At 47.3% G+C, this 17,775-nt stretch carries 12 protein-coding genes and 1 pseudogene; 3 read left to right on the top strand and 10 right to left on the bottom strand.

Annotated features, from left to right (window positions below; translation table 11 throughout):
• Nucleotides 1-8: 8 nt before the first annotated feature.
• The gene (locus ACVA54_RS15835) at nucleotides 9-1,835 is read right to left on the bottom strand and encodes a DUF294 nucleotidyltransferase-like domain-containing protein (protein ID WP_099080090.1); all 1,827 of its coding nucleotides are present in this window, start codon (nucleotides 1,833-1,835) and stop codon (nucleotides 9-11) included.
• Nucleotides 1,836-2,077: 242 nt separating this feature from the next.
• Here ACVA54_RS15835 and ACVA54_RS15830 point away from each other — a divergent pair, with 242 nt between their 5' ends.
• Together ACVA54_RS15830 and ACVA54_RS15825 are read left to right on the top strand one after the other, a co-directional pair.
• Nucleotides 2,078-3,268 carry a 3-phenylpropionate MFS transporter gene (locus ACVA54_RS15830; protein WP_099080089.1) on the top strand — a complete coding sequence of 397 codons (1,191 nt, stop codon included), beginning with the start codon at nucleotides 2,078-2,080 and terminating at the stop codon, nucleotides 3,266-3,268.
• Between the two features lie 112 nt (nucleotides 3,269-3,380).
• Nucleotides 3,381-6,812 carry a hybrid sensor histidine kinase/response regulator gene (locus ACVA54_RS15825; RefSeq protein WP_446649741.1) on the top strand — a complete coding sequence of 1,144 codons (3,432 nt, stop codon included), beginning with the start codon at nucleotides 3,381-3,383 and terminating at the stop codon, nucleotides 6,810-6,812.
• Between the two features lie 49 nt (nucleotides 6,813-6,861).
• Here the strand turns inward: ACVA54_RS15825 and ACVA54_RS15820 are convergent, their stop codons facing one another.
• From ACVA54_RS15820 to aspA, 8 genes and pseudogenes are all read right to left on the bottom strand, one after another.
• Nucleotides 6,862-7,344, bottom strand: coding sequence for a hypothetical protein (locus tag ACVA54_RS15820; protein WP_119464549.1), 483 nt, complete (start codon nucleotides 7,342-7,344; stop codon nucleotides 6,862-6,864).
• Nucleotides 7,345-7,492: 148 nt separating this feature from the next.
• Nucleotides 7,493-9,220 carry a sodium:solute symporter family protein gene (locus ACVA54_RS15815; RefSeq protein ID WP_099080086.1) on the bottom strand — a complete coding sequence of 576 codons (1,728 nt, stop codon included), beginning with the start codon at nucleotides 9,218-9,220 and terminating at the stop codon, nucleotides 7,493-7,495.
• Nucleotides 9,221-9,232: 12 nt separating this feature from the next.
• A complete protein-coding gene (locus ACVA54_RS15810) occupies nucleotides 9,233-9,499 on the bottom strand; it encodes a DUF4212 domain-containing protein (RefSeq protein ID WP_099080085.1) in 267 nt (88 codons plus the stop codon).
• A gap of 204 nt (nucleotides 9,500-9,703) precedes the next feature.
• Nucleotides 9,704-10,329 (bottom strand): annotated as a pseudogene (locus ACVA54_RS15805) (MarC family protein).
• Between the two features lie 126 nt (nucleotides 10,330-10,455).
• A complete protein-coding gene (locus ACVA54_RS15800; protein WP_119464548.1) occupies nucleotides 10,456-11,091 on the bottom strand; it encodes a response regulator transcription factor in 636 nt (211 codons plus the stop codon).
• 189 nt (nucleotides 11,092-11,280) lie between these two features.
• Entirely contained in the window at nucleotides 11,281-13,113 is a 1,833-nt protein-coding gene (locus ACVA54_RS15795) for a protein-disulfide reductase DsbD (protein ID WP_446649740.1), read from the bottom strand.
• Nucleotides 13,114-13,276: 163 nt separating this feature from the next.
• Complete coding sequence (locus tag ACVA54_RS15790) at nucleotides 13,277-14,584, bottom strand: anaerobic C4-dicarboxylate transporter (RefSeq protein ID WP_099080082.1); 1,308 nt, start codon at nucleotides 14,582-14,584, stop codon at nucleotides 13,277-13,279.
• A 175-nt stretch (nucleotides 14,585-14,759) separates the two neighbouring features.
• Complete coding sequence (aspA, locus tag ACVA54_RS15785) at nucleotides 14,760-16,211, bottom strand: aspartate ammonia-lyase (protein WP_099080081.1); 1,452 nt, start codon at nucleotides 16,209-16,211, stop codon at nucleotides 14,760-14,762.
• 457 nt (nucleotides 16,212-16,668) lie between these two features.
• Between aspA and ACVA54_RS15780 the strand changes: the two genes are divergently transcribed.
• Nucleotides 16,669-17,187, top strand: coding sequence for an FxsA family protein (locus ACVA54_RS15780; RefSeq protein WP_099080080.1), 519 nt, complete (start codon nucleotides 16,669-16,671; stop codon nucleotides 17,185-17,187).
• Between the two features lie 72 nt (nucleotides 17,188-17,259).
• On the opposite strand, the gene trmL is transcribed toward ACVA54_RS15780, so the two are convergent.
• The gene (gene trmL, locus ACVA54_RS15775) at nucleotides 17,260-17,739 is read right to left on the bottom strand and encodes a tRNA (uridine(34)/cytosine(34)/5-carboxymethylaminomethyluridine(34)-2'-O)-methyltransferase TrmL (RefSeq protein ID WP_099080079.1); all 480 of its coding nucleotides are present in this window, start codon (nucleotides 17,737-17,739) and stop codon (nucleotides 17,260-17,262) included.
• Nucleotides 17,740-17,775 lie beyond the last annotated feature (36 nt).

The raw sequence follows: 17,775 nt of genomic DNA, 5'->3' as shown, positions 1-17,775 counted from the left end.
CGAAGACTTTAGTCACGGATTTGATAGTGGAAGCCCAAAAATTGCTTAAACTTTTTCACTACATGCAGGCTGTGGCGTAGTAGATCACGCTCAGTTCGGTCCAACTGCTGGATGTCGATATTGTTGAGCGTCTCTTGCTTAGTCAATTGTTGGCTAAGTCGGAGTTTAAAAAACAGTTTGAGTGCTTCATTCAGGTTATCGGCCGTTTCAGGCTCCAAAATACGTTGGTTCCGCAATGCTTTAATTCGCTCAAAGGTGTTCTTCTCTTCAATCGCATATTCCAATGACAAGGTGCGAATGCCATGCACGATCGGGAAGATGCCACCACGCTTAATATCCAACCCGTCCTTAGCACTTTTTACGTTACCAAATAGAGTAAGAGGAACAGAAAATTGCAAAGCTGGGCGAGTGAAATCAGACAGAATCAACATGTGATCTTCCATGCTGTCTCTGAGGTGTACTGCAACGGGAGTGAGTAATTCTCGATTACCTGCAACGGCATGAGCGTCACTGAATATCGCTAAGTCCATGATTTGTTCTGGTTGTGCTTTGGTAATCCAACCATCGAGGGTATTGATCCATTCTTGCTGCGTTTTGACCCACTTAGGATTGTTCACCATCACTTTGCCCGGACAGAGTGGATAACCAAGTTGTTGCAAGGTGTGGGTGAGAGATTGCATGACCAGTTCGCACTGTGGCCATTCCAAGCCATCTTCAAGAATGAGGGCATTATCTTGGTCGGTTTTTAGAATTTGCTCTCCACGCCCTTCTGAGCCCAAGACAATCAAACAACAGTGATCATGCAAAGCGGGTGGCACGATAAGCTCAAAGGCTTTCTCAATGATCTGTTCATTGACGGCTGAGATTAACTCCATGATAAAGCGGGTGCGGATACCGTTTTTTAGCAAGCTATCCACTAGCTGACGTTGTCGATTGGAAGCCAAAGCAAGTTCTTCCACACTGCTGGATCTGGCGATGCTTAAAGTGAGTACGTGTGAATGGGTGGAGAAGGCGCTGAGGATCTGAGTCATATCCAGCATCCCCACTGCTTTATTGCCATCACATACCATTAAGCGTTTCATGCGATTACGCGTCATGGTGATCATGGCATTAAACAGAAAATCGCCATCGTCAACGTGATAGACCGGAAACGAAGCGATGTCACTGACCGGTGTATCGAGAGGGTGTCCCTCTAGCATGACTGCGTGGAGCATGTTGGTGCGGGTGATAATGGCGTATGGATGTTCAGAGGGGTGGCGCGTCAGTCGTGGGTCGTCAACGTTTAGCCCCACCAAGGCGGCATCAAGCCCATTCTCTTTGAGAGTTCTGGTGACCTCGCAGATAGGAGTATCGGGTGCTAGCAACATCGGTGGATGGTAAATGCTGCTATCGACTTTAGTCAGAATGAACTCCGCTAAATTCTGTTGTTGCTGCGCGGCTTCAATTAGGGCCTGTCGCTTGGAAAGGTTGTTATCGAAGTAAGCAGCGAATTGGCCATTCTCGTTGTAGAGTTCGAGAAATACGTCTTTGGGCAACAAGTAAGAAAGGGTGTCCTCCAGAGCGACATATTGATGGCGAACGCTTTCTTCGAATAATGAACGGACGTCAAACATGTCATCATTGGCGTAGTGAGCAAATACTTCGCTTTGGTCTTTTGAACGCTCTTCTACCGCTCCTTTAATTATGATGTGCAGATGGTTATTAGTTTGCCCACAAGCCAAAATTACATCTCGAGTTCGGTAATATGCGACATCCAACGATGAACGCAGTCGTGTTTGCTGGGCCTCAGTCAGACGGTTGAACGGTGGAGATTGAATATTGAATTTGTCAGGCATAGAAGTTCCAACGTTAGTTAGGAATACCTTCTAAGTCTGACAAATTTCTCCTTGGAAGCCAGACGACTTTGGTCTAAATCAGCACAAATATAAATCTATTTTAAAGGCGTTATCTCTGATTCTGTGTCATAGGGGAAACGACGAGTTGCTGATTCTTCCCTTTTTCTCTTACCCATTGCGATCCATAATTCGTCGTCCCAAACGTTTTCGTTTGGCTTGTTTCGTTTTTCTAGGATGTCGTGATGTTGAAACCTTCTCCTTATGGCTGGATTTCTCAGTATTTTCTCGGGTTCTTTTTTGCTTATGGTGTCTACTTACCATTTTGGTCGTTGTGGTTTAAAGAGCAAGGTGTCTCTGCGACGGATATCGGCCTGCTGGTTGGTCTTGGTTTGGCGACTCGCTGCGTGGCAAACATAGTGATCACACCGCGCGTACACAAAGTTGAGCGCATAATGCCTGCGTTACGCTGGCTCAGTTTTGCGGCGCTTATTTTTGTTGGTTTCCACTTTTTCAGCGGGGGGAGTTTTTGGTTAATGGCGCTAGTCACGGTGTTGTTTAACCTCTGCTGTGGTCCGATCGTTCCGCTGTCGGATGCGATGGCGAACTACTACGCACGTTTGAAAATGCTCGACTATGGTCGCACACGTTTGTGGGGCTCGATTGCGTTTATTGCGGGATCAACGGTTGTTGGCTATTTAGTCGCGGAATATGGCACCGACATGATTCTGTATACCGCAATGGCAGGCGTGTTTGTTTCTCTACTGCTGGTGATGCGTAATACGAATCCAATGCCAGTGACGCTTGGCGACCAACATGGAGAACGTCCTAAGTTGACCGCACTGCTCACCGATAAACCGGTAATGAAATTTTTGCTGTTAGTGGCGTTAATTCAGGGTAGTCATGCAGCGTACTACGGCTTTAGTGCCATTCACTGGAAAGCTGCCGGACATTCAGAAGACGTGATTGGTTATTTGTGGAGCCTAGGTGTCGCAGCAGAGGTTGCCGTGTTTGCATTGAGCAAGCGACTGTTTACCGGCTGGTCTTTACGCACTCTGTTTTTGCTGGCGGCGGGCGGTGTCATGCTACGCTGGGGGATGACGGCAACGACAACATCATTGGTTGCGCTTGTTGTGGTGCAGTTGCTCCATGGTGTGACGTTTGCTACGGCACATATTGCTGCTATTCAATATATCCAGAACTCGGCCGAAAATAAGATGGTCGCGTTGCAAGCACTGTACAATGCCATCCCGTTAGGCGGCGTGATTGCAACGATGACGGTTATTAGTGGTTGGGGGTATGAACACTGGGGCGCGAATGTGTTCTGGGCCATGGCTGCAATGGGCTTTTGGGCGCTGTTCATCAAGCTTGAGCCTCAAGAGGCTGAGTTGCATGTGATTGACTTATCAGCGAAAGTGCAAGATACACAGAATTAAGCTTCTGTGACAGAGATTAAAAACTAACCTTTGTCTCTGTTGAGAAAGCAGTGTTAAATAAAACCTCTCTTTAGTGGAGAGGTTTTTTTATGACAGTAAGAAAGGATATCGGATGCAAGGATGGCTAGTGATTCCCGTTTCTTTGGCGTATTTAGGAGTCCTATTTTTAATCGCTTGGTACGGTGACAAACAGAAGAGGTGGTTAGCGCGTTGGCGACCTTGGATCTACAGTTTGTCGATTGCGGTCTACTGCACATCATGGACCTTTTATGGCACTGTCGGGCAGGCGAGCACGAACCCTTGGTCTTTTTTACCGATCTACATCGCACCGATTTTGGTTTTTACCATTGGTTGGCGTGTGCTGGCGCGGTTGATCTTGATTGCTAAGCGTGAGCACATTACTTCTATTGCTGATTTTATCGCGGCTCGTTACGGCAAGTCCCAAGGGGTAGCTGTCGCGGTCACCTTGATTGCTGTGGCGGGTATTTTGCCTTATATCGCTTTGCAGTTGCGTGGCATCACGATGGGGCTAGAAATCATAGCCCCTGGCTTCGCCGCTAACTTAGATCATCAGAATTTCAGTGTCTCTTGGTTTGTCGTTGGGGCATTAGCAATCTTTACCATGTTATTTGGTACTCGCCATATTGATAATACTGAGCATCATCGCGGCATGATGATGGCGATTGCGTTTGAGTCGGTAATTAAGCTGGTGGCATTTCTTACGGTGGGCGTGTTTATTGTTTGGCTCGCATTGGACACGGAGAGTGTGAGTCTGACAGACATCGCTGCTCAGACGTATCAATCTCCCAATATTCCGACGCTGCTGATTCATACCGTATTAACCATGCTGGCTATTGTCTGCCTACCTCGCCAATTTCATACCATGGTGGTGGAAAATGAGCGCGCTCAAGACCTCCACGTCGCTCGTTGGCTGTTTCCTTTATATCTCGTTTTGATGGGCGCTTTTGTGCTGCCAATAGCATGGGTGGGGCAAGGGTTATTAAGCGGCAGTCCTGCAGATACCTATGTGATTAGTGTTCCCATGGCGGTAGGGGCAAGCGATATTGCCTTACTGGCTTTCTTAGGGGGAACCTCTGCTGCAAGTGGGATGGTGATTGTCTCGACTATTGCATTAGCGATCATGGTATCGAATGATCTCGTGATGCCGCTGATCTTGCGTCGCATGCGGCTAGCGCAGCGCAGCCATCATCACTTTTCTGAGCTGTTATTGCGAATTCGTCGTGCGCTAATTTTGCTCCTGTTGATTGGTGCATGGGGGTTTTACCAGGCGTTAGATAGTATCCACTCACTTTCCGCAATCGGCTTCCTCTCTTTTGCGGCTATCACTCAATTTGCTCCGTCACTGATTGGTGGTATGTATTGGCGTCAGGGAAACAAAAAAGGCGTCTATGTCGGACTTTTAGTGGGCTTCACCATTTGGTTGATCACGTTGATGAGCCAAACCGACATGTTGGCTGGGGACGCCAGTAATAACTTGTTGATTTGGCTTATCACACCGCCAGAGCTGTTGGCTGATTTTGATATTGCTGTGTCGGACTGGGGCATGATTCTTAGCGTGGTTGCGAATGCGGTGTGTTTTGTTGCCGTTTCACTGGCGACGCGGCCAAGCATAAGTGAACGCTTACAATCGGCATCGTTTGTGGGTACCCCGTTGCCGGAAAGTGAAAACATCAGTTTATATCAAAGCCGAGTGACGGTCAGTGAATTGGAGATGCTGGCTTCCCGCTTTGTTGGCCGAAAGCGAGTGAAATTAGCGTTTAAAGCTTATTGGGATCAGCAGCGAGAAGAATTGCTACCAAACCAGCAAGCTCCATCTTCCCTGATTCGTCATACTGAGCGCGTGCTTGCGGGCGTGTTCGGAGCCTCTTCTGCTAAGTTAGTACTTACTTCTGCCTTACAAGGCAGGAATATGCAGCTAGAAGAAGTGGCGACTATCGTTGATGAAGCGTCTGAGTTGTACGATTTCAGTCGTGGATTACTGCAAGGTGCGATTGAACATATTGGCCAGGGCATTGCGGTGGTTGATAAGCAATTACGGCTAGTGGCGTGGAATCAACGTTATTTAGAGTTGTTTGAGTTCCCTCCTGGATTGATTCAGGTTGGGCGTCCTATTGCCGATGTGATTCGCCACAATGCTGAGCAGGGTTTGTGTGGCCCCGGAGACCCTGAAGGGCATGTTCGGCGCCGTGTATATCACCTTGAGCAAGGAACGCGACATACTTCTTCTCGTGTCCGCCCTGATGGTCGAGTCATTGAAGTGCAAGGTAACCCGATGCCGGGGGGCGGTTTTGTGATGAGTTTTACTGACATCACCGTGTTTCGCGATGCTGAGCAGGCACTCAAAGACGCCAATGAAACCCTTGAAGAACGCGTTCGCGTACGTACCCGTGAGTTAGAGCAGTTGAACAAACAACTGGTGGCTGCAACACAACGCTCGGAGCATGAATCACAATCTAAGTCGCGCTTTTTAGCCGCGGTAAGCCACGACTTGATGCAGCCATTGAATGCGGCGCGTCTGTTTGCTTCTTCATTGTCGGAAGTTGCCAAAGACAGTGAAACCCAACAACTGTCTACTTATATCGAGAGTGCGTTGGAAGCAGCAGAGGACTTAATTGGTGATTTGCTCGATATTTCGCGCTTAGAATCGGGCAAATTGGATGTGAATGTGTATGGTTTCGCGGTCAATGATGTCTTAGCAAACCTAAATGCCGAGTTCAGTGCCCTTGCTAAACAGCAAGGCATTGAGTTCACCATGATCCCATCTTCCATGATGGTGAAATCAGACCCGAAATTGCTGCGTCGGGTGGTACAGAATTTTCTCACCAATGCGTTTCGTTATAGCCCAAATGGCAAGGTAGCACTCGGTGTACGTCGTGTCCAAGGGCGAGTGCGTATTGAGGTGTGGGACAACGGAATGGGTATTGAAGAAGAGAAGCAGCAAGAGATTTTTGAGGAGTTCAACCGAGGCACTCAGGTACGCTCTGATCAAGGTCTAGGGTTGGGATTGGCTATCTCAAAAGGTATCGCGCAAGTGCTTGGACATGAGATCTCAATGCGGTCTTGGTTTGGAAAAGGCAGTGTATTCTCCATTACTTTAGACAAGGCGGAGAAGGCGCACATTCAACCGGTTAAAGCGGTGAAGAGTGCACAGTCTGACTTGATCCATATCCGGGTTCTGTGTGTCGACAATGAGCCCGATATCTTGGTTGGTATGGAAAATTTGCTCTCGCGCTGGGGCTGTGACATTCGTATTGCGACTGATATCGTCGAGAGTCTTAAAGCTTTGGAAGATGATTGGGTACCTGATGTCATTTTCTCTGATTACCGTCTTGATAATGGACGTACAGGCTTGGAAGTATTACAGCAGTGTCGTTTGCGACTCGGTAATGGCTTTGAAGGGGTGATCATCAGCGCAGACTGCACGGACGATATGCTTGATGGCATCAAAGCCAATGGTTTTAGCTTTATGGCCAAACCTGTTAAGCCTCTGAAGTTGCGCTCAGTCTTAAACAGAATTACCTAATAAAAGACCTCCGTTCGGAGGTCTTTTATTGGTGTGAAGTTAGTCAGAGTTATTCCGTAAATAGGGTTTCGTACTTCACGAATGCGGTCTGAGTCTCTCCGTAATAGAGTGAGCCGTTAGCCTGAATTGCAACCCTGAGCCAACTTTCTTCAGAGGCTGGTGTTGGTAAAGTGATGTACCAATTCTGGCCTGCATTATCAGCACGTGTCATATCAATAGGTTGAGCATTCTGCTCTTGGCTATCGACCAGAGAAACTTTTACCCCTTCAAGCGGGTAGGCAGCATTAAGCGACAGTTCTAAGCCGTCTTGAGTGAACTTTTCAGAGCGAAACTTAACCTTGAAATCACCATTCACCATTTCGCACAATCCACTGGTATAGCGACAATTGGATTTACCCACCAGCTTGTAGCTCTGACCTTCTTCAGCGGCATGAGGCTTTTCACTCAACGCCATATCAGTACCGAAATAGGCGATCAGGGAAAGAATTGGCGCAATCAACAGGGCGAGAATAAAGTGCTTGTTCTTAAACATTTTGGCTTCCTTGCTACAACGTTATACCTAAGCAACCTCTAGGAGCTGAATAAAATGTTCTAAAGTTGCTTGGGTATACTTGGTTACGTTAACCTAATTTTGCGAATAAAAAAGCCCCAAAAGGGGCTTTTGGGATTTGAGTTAAGCTTTAGTGATCAACCGCACTACCAGCACCGACTGGTACACGTACGTGCTCGACCAGGTCTTTCACTTCTTGCGGTGTTTCTGCCGTCACTCTCGACACAGCGAATGCCACGATGAAGTTAAACATAGCCCCGATGGCGCCAAATGCATTAGGCTCAATACCGAAGAACCAGTTGCTGCCCCAGCTTTGTAGGTATTTCCACTCAGGGATAAACAGAATACCTTTGTGCTGGAATACGTAGAATAGCGTGATACTGATACCCGCAACCATACCTGCGATCGCGCCTTCTTTGTTGATGCCTTTGCTAAAGATTCCCATCATCAATGCTGGGAAGATAGAGGAACCAGCCAGACCAAATGCTAGCGCAACAGTACCCGCAGCAAAGCCCGGTGGATTGAGGCCGAGATAGCCTGCGAACGCAATGGCCACGGCCATAGAGATTCGACTTGCAAGCAGTTCTTTCTTCTCGGAAATTCTTGGGTTAATCACGCCTTTGATTAAGTCATGAGAGATGGCGGACGAGATAGCCAACAATAGACCCGCTGCAGTAGACAGTGCTGCTGCCAGACCGCCCGCGGCAACCAGTGCGATAACCCAGTTAGGTAGCTTCGCAATCTCAGGGTTCGCCAATACCATGATGTCACGGTCAACTTTCAGCTCGTTGGTAGCCGGGTTCGAGGTGTACTCAATCAGACCGTCACCATTCTTATCATCAAAGCCTAGCAGACCAGTTTTTTCCCAGTTCTTGAACCAGTCTGGACGCTCGTCATAAGCAAGGTGCTGACCTGGTGCAGGGTTAACCGTGTCCATTAGGTTTAGGCGTGCCATCGCTGAAACAGCTGGTGCTGTAGTGTACAGAATTGCGATGAAAAAGAGCGCCCAACCTGCTGACGTACGCGCATCTCGAACCTTAGGTACCGTAAAGAAGCGGATAATTACGTGTGGTAGACCTGCAGTACCAATCATTAGAGACATGGTGTACACAAACATGTTTAGCGTGTCACCGCGAACGGATGTGGTGTATTCACTAAAGCCGAGTTCGGTCACCACTTGGTCAAGCCTATCGAGTAGATAGACATCGGTGCCGGAGATGGTACTACCTAAACCGATTTGTGGTAGAGGGTGGCCAGTTAACTGCAGAGAGATAAAGATTGCAGGGATAGTGTAAGCTAAAATGAGTACGCAATACTGAGCAATCTGCGTGTAGGTGATGCCTTTCATCCCGCCCATTACCGCGTAGATGAATACGATACACATACCGATACCAAGTCCTGTCGCGTAGTCGACTTCGAGGAAACGACCGAATGCGACACCAACGCCTTTCATCTGACCGATAACGTAAGTCACTGATGCGATGATCAGACATATTACTGCCACAATACGTGCTGCGTTTGAGTAAAAGCGCTCACCGATAAACTCTGGTACGGTAAATTTGCCAAATTTACGTAGGTAAGGCGCAAGTAGCATCGCCAGCAAAACGTAACCGCCAGTCCAGCCCATCAAGAAGACGCTGCCGCCATACCCCATAAAGGCTATCAAACCCGCCATAGAGATAAACGATGCCGCTGACATCCAGTCGGCTGCGGTTGCCATGCCGTTAGCGACAGGGTTTACACCGCCACCTGCAACATAGAATTCTTTCGTTGAGCCAGCGCGCGCCCAAATGGCAATCCCGATGTAAAGGATGAAGGTCGCACCAACCACTAGGTAGGTAATAGTTTTCAAATCCATCTGAGTTACTCCTTACTCATCATCTACGCCGAATTCACGGTCAAGTTGGCGCATTCTCCACGCGTAGTAGAAAATAATACCTAGGAAGGTGTAGATGGAGCCTTGTTGAGCAAACCAGAAACCTAGCTTGTATCCACCTAATTGAAATTGATTAAGTACGTCGACAAATAAAATGCCGCAGCCAAAAGACACGACGAACCAGATAACCATTAGGCTTATCATGATTTTTACGTTCTTGTCCCAATAGGCTTTGGCTCGTTCTTCGCTTTCAAATGCCATTGCCGTCTCCTTACGATTGGTATTGTTGTTAATAAAATGTTTCAACATGTACATTAGCAAGGTGTTGGCAAGAACTCTTTTCAACTTTAGTCGCGACGATAAAAAGAAAAAACGCCCATATTTAGGGCGTTTGAGCGTATAGGCGGATAAAAGTGTGCTGTTAATGCGCTGTTAAATTAGCCAAAGGTCTAAGAGTTTGGCTCATCAGGTATAAAAATCTTTAACCCCTAGCCATAAATTGTTTAGCGCAGCCGCTAAGAGGATCAGTCCCATAACACGGCTGATGATGGCGGCGCCGACATTGGCAATGACTTTTTGAATGGTATTCGCACCTAATAGCAGAAGCAGAGTCACTAATAGCACCACCACAATCATGACACCTGCCGTCATGGCTTGATCGATAATAGCGTTGCGATTGTTGTCGGTCAGCATGACGATCGCCATCATTGCGCCAGGAGAAGCGATCGATGGGATCGCGAGTGGGTAAACCGCAAGATCCGCGAGATCGGAGTGAATGACGTCTTGAGACAGTTTGGTTTCTTGATCCGGCTTAGACTCACCAAAAATCATAGTGAGAGCAAACAGGAGTAACACTAATCCTCCGCCGCTTGGAATGCGGGAAGCGGAATTTGCATGGCTTCTAGCAATAACTGACCAGCAATGAGCAAGAATAGCAACACACCAGTTGAAATGGCGATGGCTTTAAGAGCGACCAATCGGCGCTACTTCACCGTTAGATGCTGAGTTTGGGATAGGTAGACAGGCACAGAGCCAATAGGATCGATGACGGCCCAGAGAACAACAAATTGCGTAATGAGAATACTTAGCAAAGTATGGCCTCCCAGAGTTAGGTGATTAACTGAGGGATGAAAAAATGGCTTGGTGCAGCCTTTATATTTTCCATTTTATGGTCTGCTGTTCTTTGTGCGTCATATTCATGTGAATTGGGTCTATTTTTACTGCTCAGGTTCCATTTGCTGCAGCAGGATGACCGCTTGAGTACGGTTCTTGACGCCCAGTTTGCGGAAAATCGCCGTCATATGTGCTTTGATCGTGGCCTCTGAGACACTGAGTTCATAGGCAATTTGCTTGTTAAGCAAGCCATCTGACAGCATGCCAAGCACCTTGTATTGTTGAGGTGTCAGGGCGGCAATTTTCTCGGCTAAATCATTACATGCGGCGTTGTTAGTGATGAGTCCTTCGGGGAAAAATGGGTCGCCATTTAGAACTTGGTTGAGCGCACTTACCAGTTCACGCATGTCACTCGACTTGGGAATAAAACCAAAAGCGCCATGGCTTTTCACTTGGGTTACTATTGCGGGTTCTTCGCTGGCAGACACGACAACGATAGGAAGATCTGGGTATTCTGCACGTAAGTGGATCAGGCCAGACATACCATTTGCTCCCGGCATCTTTAGATCTAGCAATACCAAATCAGGTTCTTCTTCTTTTTCCAACAATGCGAGTAACGCACTCAACGAGTCTGCCTCGAGAAGATTGGCACCACTCACTGCCATGTGCACGGATTGGAACAAGGCATTGCGGAACAGTGGGTGATCATCAGCGATGATAATGGTGTAGGTCGAATCCATGACGTTAAACACTTTTGCTAGTTTAGTTAAAAGAATTATTGTCCACCTTTAAGAGGGTGGACAATATTTATCCATTAAAAGTCTGAACTAAATCGACTTTTATTAGAAAATTCGCATATAAACGCCAGTTTCCCAATTTTATTTGGGTAATAAAAAACGCCAGTGAAAAAGTGGCTGGCGTTTGATGTGTCACGAACCGATTTGGTTGATGTGTTCTAAGAAGGGCTGTGCAGCCATAAAACCAGTCAGGCGTGCGTTTGAAATGTGTTTTCCGCTGGCATCCCAGAATTCAATGGTCGGCAAACCAAGCACATTCATACGTTTAAGTAGCTCAATATCCTGAATCTGGTTTTTGGTGACATCAGCTTGCAACAGAACAAAGCTTTTCAACTTGGGTTCGACACTTGGGTCGTGGAACGTGTATTTCTCAAATTCCTTGCATGCCACACACCAGTCGGCGTAGAAGTCGAGCATCACAGGTTTGCCTGCTTGTTTCGCCAGAGCAAGTTGTTCTTCCAATTCTGCTACGGTTGCGACACGAGTAAAGCTCACTGTCGCTTGGTGTGTTTGTGTGGCGGAGCCTCCAAACCAGTAGCTCAATGCGGGTTGTGCGGAAGCAAACAAACCTAGTACGGCGATGATGCCCACGGCACTTTGCTTCCAGCCGCCAAATTCCAAGCTGTTCTTGATGTGGTAAAGCCAGCCAAAAGCCGCAATGCCCAATGCTGACCATAATGCGGTTGCCCATATCTCTGGCAAGATACGTTCAAGCAAGGAGATAGGCGCCGCTAGTAGAATGAATCCAAATAGTGTCTTAACGCGATTCATCCAACCGCCTGTTTTGGGGAGCAGCTTGTTGCCGAATACGGCCACTAAAATCAGTGGAATGCCCATCCCCATCGCCAGTGCGTAAAGTGCAATACCACCGGTGAGTAAGTCGCTGCTTTGTGCCACGTAAAGGAGCGCGCCAGACAGTGGCGCCGTGGTACAAGGTGAACATACCAGGCCTGAAATCGCACCCATCGCGAACACGCCTGCGCTGCTACCACCTTGTTGCTTGTTGCTTAGGTTGTTTAACCAAGTCTGCACGCCGCTTGGTAGTTGCAGGTTATATACCCCAAACATGGACAGAGCGAGCACCACGAATAACACACTCAAACCAATCAACACATAAGGGTGCTGCATCGCCGCTTGGAACTGCATGCCCGCAGATGCTACCACAAGGCCAAGTAGGGTGTAAGTCAGCGCCATGCCTTGCACGTAAACAAACGATAGACCAAGCGCGCGACGTTGGCTTAGCTTGCCGCTACCTAACACGATACTGGTGAGGATCGGGTACATAGGCAGTACGCAAGGTGTGAATGCCAAACCTACCCCTAACGCTAAAAACAGCATCGGTGTCCACCAGTTGTCCGCGAGATGTGCGGCTAGGTTATCTTGTTCGGTTACTGGTGTCGTTGATATTGTGACAGAAGTTGGCTGCTCAATTGCTGGTGGTGTTGCTGTAGGTGCTTGTTCAGTCGTCGATGCATTTGGATCCGAGCCTGATCCCGTTGAAGTAAACGCACTGATAGGAATCACGCGCGTTTCTGGTGGGTAACAAAAGCCAGCTTTCGCACAACCTTGGTATTGAACCACCACACGTGCACCTTCTTGCCAGTTTTGTAGGGGCACATTGACAAACAGTGGGTCAGTATAAATGTGAACATCACCGAAGAACTCATCTTTATGTGGTGTGCCGTTTTCTATTTTTAGTTTACCAAGAGAAACGTTCTCGCCCGCAATGGACAAACGCTCTTGATACAGGTAATAACCCTCGCGAACTTGCCAATCTAACAATAGTTTGTCGTTTTGCTGATAGAAGTTAAAAGGAAAAGCCTGATCAACGGAGACAAAGCTGTCGTTGCTGTTGCCAAAGGTGCTGTTTTGGCTACTCCCAAACTGATCGTTACCAAATAAGGCCAGTGATGGTGTGGAAAAAGTAATAAGCCCTATGAGTAAAACGGAAAGTAATACGCGCATAAAAAGTTTAATTCATCTTAGATAATTGCCGTTAGTGTAACTCAATCAGACCTGCTGACTAGTCATTAAGTTTCACGGAAATGAAGATTTATTAAGCGATAAGTGTAAATTCAAGGAAATGAAAAAAGGGAGCCGAAGCTCCCTGAGTAAGACTCTGTTTCTATTAGAGCAGTAGGCCACCAAATGCGAAGCCAAGCGCTACCGCTGACGCGATGGTTGCAACACCTGGCACGAAGAATGGGTGGTTGAATACGTACTTACCGATGCGAGTCGAGCCCGTGTCGTCCATCTCAACCGCGGCAAGTAGCGTTGGGTAAGTCGGTAGTACGAATAGCGCACTTACGGCTGCAAAAGACGCAACTGCGGTTAATGGCGCGACACCGATGGCTAGTGCTGCTGGCATTAGTGCAACCGTCGTTGCACCTTGAGAGTAAAGTAGCATCGATGCGAAGAATAGAACAAGTGCTAGCATCCATGGGTAGTCAGCCAGTAGAGCACCGGCGACTTCTTTGATGTCATCAACGTGCGCGTTAACGAACGTCGAACCTAGCCATGCCACACCAAGAACACACACACATGCAGTCATACCAGAGCGGAATGTTGCTGCCGATGGAATTTTGTCGGCATCAATCTTACAGCTCAATACGATCGCAGCCGCTGCCGCAAGCATCACGGTCATGATTGCTTCGTTACGACCTAGAGCAGGGTTCTCGATTAGGCCAATAGAGCCAGAGATTACTGCCGCATAGCACACGACTAGTGCGATTGCGCCAAGGAAGATGAATGTCGCCTTTTTCGCCGTCGGTAGGATTTCACGCTTAGCTTCAGTACTCAGCTTGATTAGCCCGCTTTCTAGACGATGTTGGTACTCAGGATCATCTTTAAGTTCACAGCCCATGAAGTTCGCGACGAATGCACCGATCATACAAGCGATAAACGTTGTTGGGATACAGATAGCCAGTAGTGTTAGGTAGTCTACGCCAAACGGATGCAGCATTGCTGCAAACGCAACAACGGCCGCTGAAATTGGCGACGCTGTGATCGCGATTTGCGACGCGACTACCGCGATAGATAGTGGACGAGAAGGACGAACGCCTTGGCCTTTTGCTACTTCTGCAATGACAGGCAGAGTAGAGAATGCCGTATGACCTGTACCGGCCATAAGTGTCATTAGGAATGTCACGATAGGTGCGTAAAAAGTGATGCGTTCTGGATGTTTACGCAAAAAGTCTTCCGCAACCTGTACCATCCAATCTAAACCACCAGCGACCTGCATTGCCGCAATGGCGGTAATGACAGACATGATGATCAGAATTACATCGACAGGGATGTAAGACTGGCTTGTCGGAACACCTAGGATTATAGACAACGCAATGACCCCGGCACCACCAGCAAAACCAATGCCGATACCACCGATCCTTGCCCCCAAATAAATGAAGAGCAGAACCACGAAGAGTTCGACCATTACCATATTGATACCTCTTTTTAGTTTTTTATTGATCCTGATTTTGTGAACACTTGAGCTGATGTAAGTGTTTAGAAAATCAGAATCGCCGTGGCTCACAGTAATAAAGCTTAGAAAAAGTGTGGCTAACCGTTTAGAAGCCTAAAAAAGGGTCCCGTATGGGACCCATTATTCAATAATATTACTCGTAGCGTTTCGCTTTATAAGTCGGATGCATGAAGTTTTCAACCGATAAGATGTCATCTAGCTCTTCCGCCGTTAATAAACCGCGTTCTAGAACCACATCACGTACGCTCTTACCTGTTTCTGCACAGATCTTACCTACCATATCGCCTTCGTGGTGGCCGATGTATGGGTTTAGGTAAGTCACGATTCCGATAGAATTGTAGACGTAGTTCTCACAAACTTCTTTGTTCACCGTGATGCCATCGATACATTTGTCACGTAGGTTCACACACGCGTTATGTAGCAGAGAGATAGACTCAAACACACTTTGTGCGATCACTGGCTCCATGACGTTTAGCTGTAGCTGGCCGCCTTCTGCTGCGAAAGAAACCGTGTTGTCGTTACCGAGAACTTTGAAGCAAACTTGGTTTACTACTTCTGGGATCACTGGGTTTACTTTCGCTGGCATGATTGAAGAACCAGCTTGCATTTCTGGTAGGTTCAGCTCGTTTAAACCTGAACGTGGACCAGAAGAAAGTAGACGAAGGTCGTTGCAGATCTTCGATAGTTTTACGGCTAGACGTTTTAGTGCACCGTGCGTCATTACGTAAGCACCGCAGTCAGACGTTGCTTCGATTAAGTCTTCTGCTGCAACCACTTCTAGGCCCGTTACTTCAGCTAGGTGTTTCACCGCTAGTGCTTGGTAACCTGTTGGTGCGTTTAGACCGGTACCGATCGCCGTTGCACCTAGGTTGATTTCTAGTAGTAGCTTAGACGTGTAATCTAGTGCACGAATCTCTTCGTTTAGTGTGACTGCCCATGCGTGGAACTCTTGACCCACCGTCATAGGAACCGCATCTTGAAGCTGAGTACGGCCCATCTTCAAGATATTTTTGAATTCTTGAGCTTTAAGTTCGAACGCGCCTTTTAGGTATTCGATCGCTTCCATCAACTGGTGAACACTGTTGTACACCGCGATACGGAAACCCGTTGGGTACGCACAGTTAGTTGATTGGCTCTTGTTTACGTGATCGTTCGGGTTGATGAACTGGTACTGGCCTTTTTCCTTGCCCATCAGTTCAAGCGCAACGTTGGCGATAACTTCGTTCGTGTTCATGTTCACTGACGTGCCCGCACCACCTTGGAATACGTCTGATGGGAACTGATCCATGCACTTACCTGTTTCAAGGATCAAATCACACGCTTCAAGGATGTAGTTTGCTACGTCTTTTGGAATCGCCCCTAGCTCTTTGTTTGCTAATGCCGCCGCTTTCTTGGTCATCACCATGCCGCGAACAAATTCAGGCACGTCAGAGATGGTGCTGCTAGAGATATTAAAGTTTTCGATCGCGCGAAGCGTGTGGATGCCGTAGTAAGCATCAGCAGGGACGTGACGTTGACCTAATAGATCTTCTTCGATACGAGTGGCTTGGTTTGCTGTTTTTGGAGCATCAGATAGGGTAGCCATAACAGGATCCTTAGATGATAATTCTGACAATGAAGTTATTTATTAGCCATTTCTGCAGTATAGAGTCCATTCATCAGAGTTTTTGGCTGGAAAATCCGTCCTGACTTATGTTGAACATGATACTGTACCTAGCGCATAAAAATAGTAACTAGATCACCTTTTTCGTTTTTGACACGTCAATAATTTGCAAAGTATGAATGGGATGTTAATAACCATTTGTAGGTAGAGGTTTTATCTCGATAAGCTTGGACTCCAATAGTGTTAAGTTTTTAATTTTCAATGGCTTATATTAACATGTGCGCATCCATTCTGTCTCTTTGTTGCTGTGCATCAGCGCCTAATTCGATAGGGCGTATCTTTCAATTCATTCCCTTGAACATGAACACGCTTTTTTACAACGATTTGTTTGAGCTTAGTACGGCTTTGCCATTACACTGAATTCAACAAAGGAGGGCATGTGTTTCCTATCTTATTATTGGCGTTTATTTTCGTCCCGATCATTGAGATTGGCTTATTTATTCAGGTGGGAGGCTTTTTAGGTCTCTGGCCTACGATTGCATTGGTGCTCATCACGGCGTTTGTCGGCGCGTCATTAGTACGCAGCCAAGGCATTCAGACGATGATGTCGGTACAAGGGCGTCTAGAGAAAGGTGAGCTACCTGCACAGCAAATTTTTGAAGGTGTAATGCTGGCAGTGGCAGGTGTACTGCTATTAACCCCAGGTTTTATGACTGACGCGTTAGGTATGATTGTGCTATTACCTGCGCCGCGCGTGGCGCTGGCTAAGTACTTAATGAGTAAGATGGTGGTGAAGACCATGAATGGTGGTGGCTTCCACGCGAATTACTCAAATCAAGATCCATTTGAGCAAGACCCATTTCGTCGTGACCCGTTTGATTCCAAGTCGGATAACGGCAATACCTTTGAAGGTGAGTACGAACGCAAAGACGACGATGACCGCAATAAGCTAAATTGATAACGGTACAGCTCGTAGAAAAGTAAAAGGGCGCATGATGCGCCCTTTTTTGTATCTTCAGTTTGTGTTGCTTTATAGTGCGCCTTCAAAGCCCATTTGACGCCATGCTTCAAACGCAATGATCGCCACCGCGTTCGATAAGTTTAGGCTACGTGCATCTGGCATCATCGGAATGCGGATTCGTTGTTCCATCGGCAGACTATCAATCACTTCAGCAGGCAAGCCGCGAGTCTCTGGACCAAACATGAGTACGTCACCAGTTTGGTATTGTGGATCTACGTGATGACCGGTCGTTTTTGTAGTACAAGCGAATAGGCGGTAGTTACCTTGTTTCTCTTTGTCTAGGTATGCCAAGAATGCTTGATAGCTCTTATGGCGGGTTACTCGCGCCAAATCGTGGTAATCCAACCCTGCGCGGCGAACTTTCTTCTCTTCCAGATCGAAACCAAGTGGCTCAATCAGGTGAAGATTCGCACCACAGTTAGCACACAGGCGAATGATGTTGCCGGTGTTCGGCGCGATTTCTGGTTCGTATAGAGCGATATCAAACATGGTAATGAATTCGATTGGTTAAAAGAGAAGGGCAGT

Source organism: Vibrio sp. PNB23_22_6, from assembly GCF_052877535.1.
Note: the sequence above shows the minus strand (reverse complement) of the source record. Positions and strands in the feature narration are given on the sequence as shown.

Bases quoted from the DNA above. Each gene is read 5' to 3' on its own strand.
- ACVA54_RS15835 (WP_099080090.1), bottom strand. From the start codon at position 1,835: ATGCCTGACAAATTCAATATTCAATCTCCACCGTTCAACCGTCTGACT.
- ACVA54_RS15830 (WP_099080089.1), top strand. From the start codon at position 2,078: ATGTTGAAACCTTCTCCTTATGGCTGGATTTCTCAGTATTTTCTCGGG.
- ACVA54_RS15825 (WP_446649741.1), top strand. From the start codon at position 3,381: ATGCAAGGATGGCTAGTGATTCCCGTTTCTTTGGCGTATTTAGGAGTC.
- ACVA54_RS15820 (WP_119464549.1), bottom strand. From the start codon at position 7,344: ATGTTTAAGAACAAGCACTTTATTCTCGCCCTGTTGATTGCGCCAATT.
- ACVA54_RS15815 (WP_099080086.1), bottom strand. From the start codon at position 9,220: ATGGATTTGAAAACTATTACCTACCTAGTGGTTGGTGCGACCTTCATC.
- ACVA54_RS15810 (WP_099080085.1), bottom strand. From the start codon at position 9,499: ATGGCATTTGAAAGCGAAGAACGAGCCAAAGCCTATTGGGACAAGAAC.
- ACVA54_RS15800 (WP_119464548.1), bottom strand. From the start codon at position 11,091: ATGGATTCGACCTACACCATTATCATCGCTGATGATCACCCACTGTTC.
- ACVA54_RS15795 (WP_446649740.1), bottom strand. From the start codon at position 13,113: ATGCGCGTATTACTTTCCGTTTTACTCATAGGGCTTATTACTTTTTCC.
- ACVA54_RS15790 (WP_099080082.1), bottom strand. From the start codon at position 14,584: ATGGTAATGGTCGAACTCTTCGTGGTTCTGCTCTTCATTTATTTGGGG.
- aspA (WP_099080081.1), bottom strand. From the start codon at position 16,211: ATGGCTACCCTATCTGATGCTCCAAAAACAGCAAACCAAGCCACTCGT.
- trmL (WP_099080079.1), bottom strand. From the start codon at position 17,739: ATGTTTGATATCGCTCTATACGAACCAGAAATCGCGCCGAACACCGGC.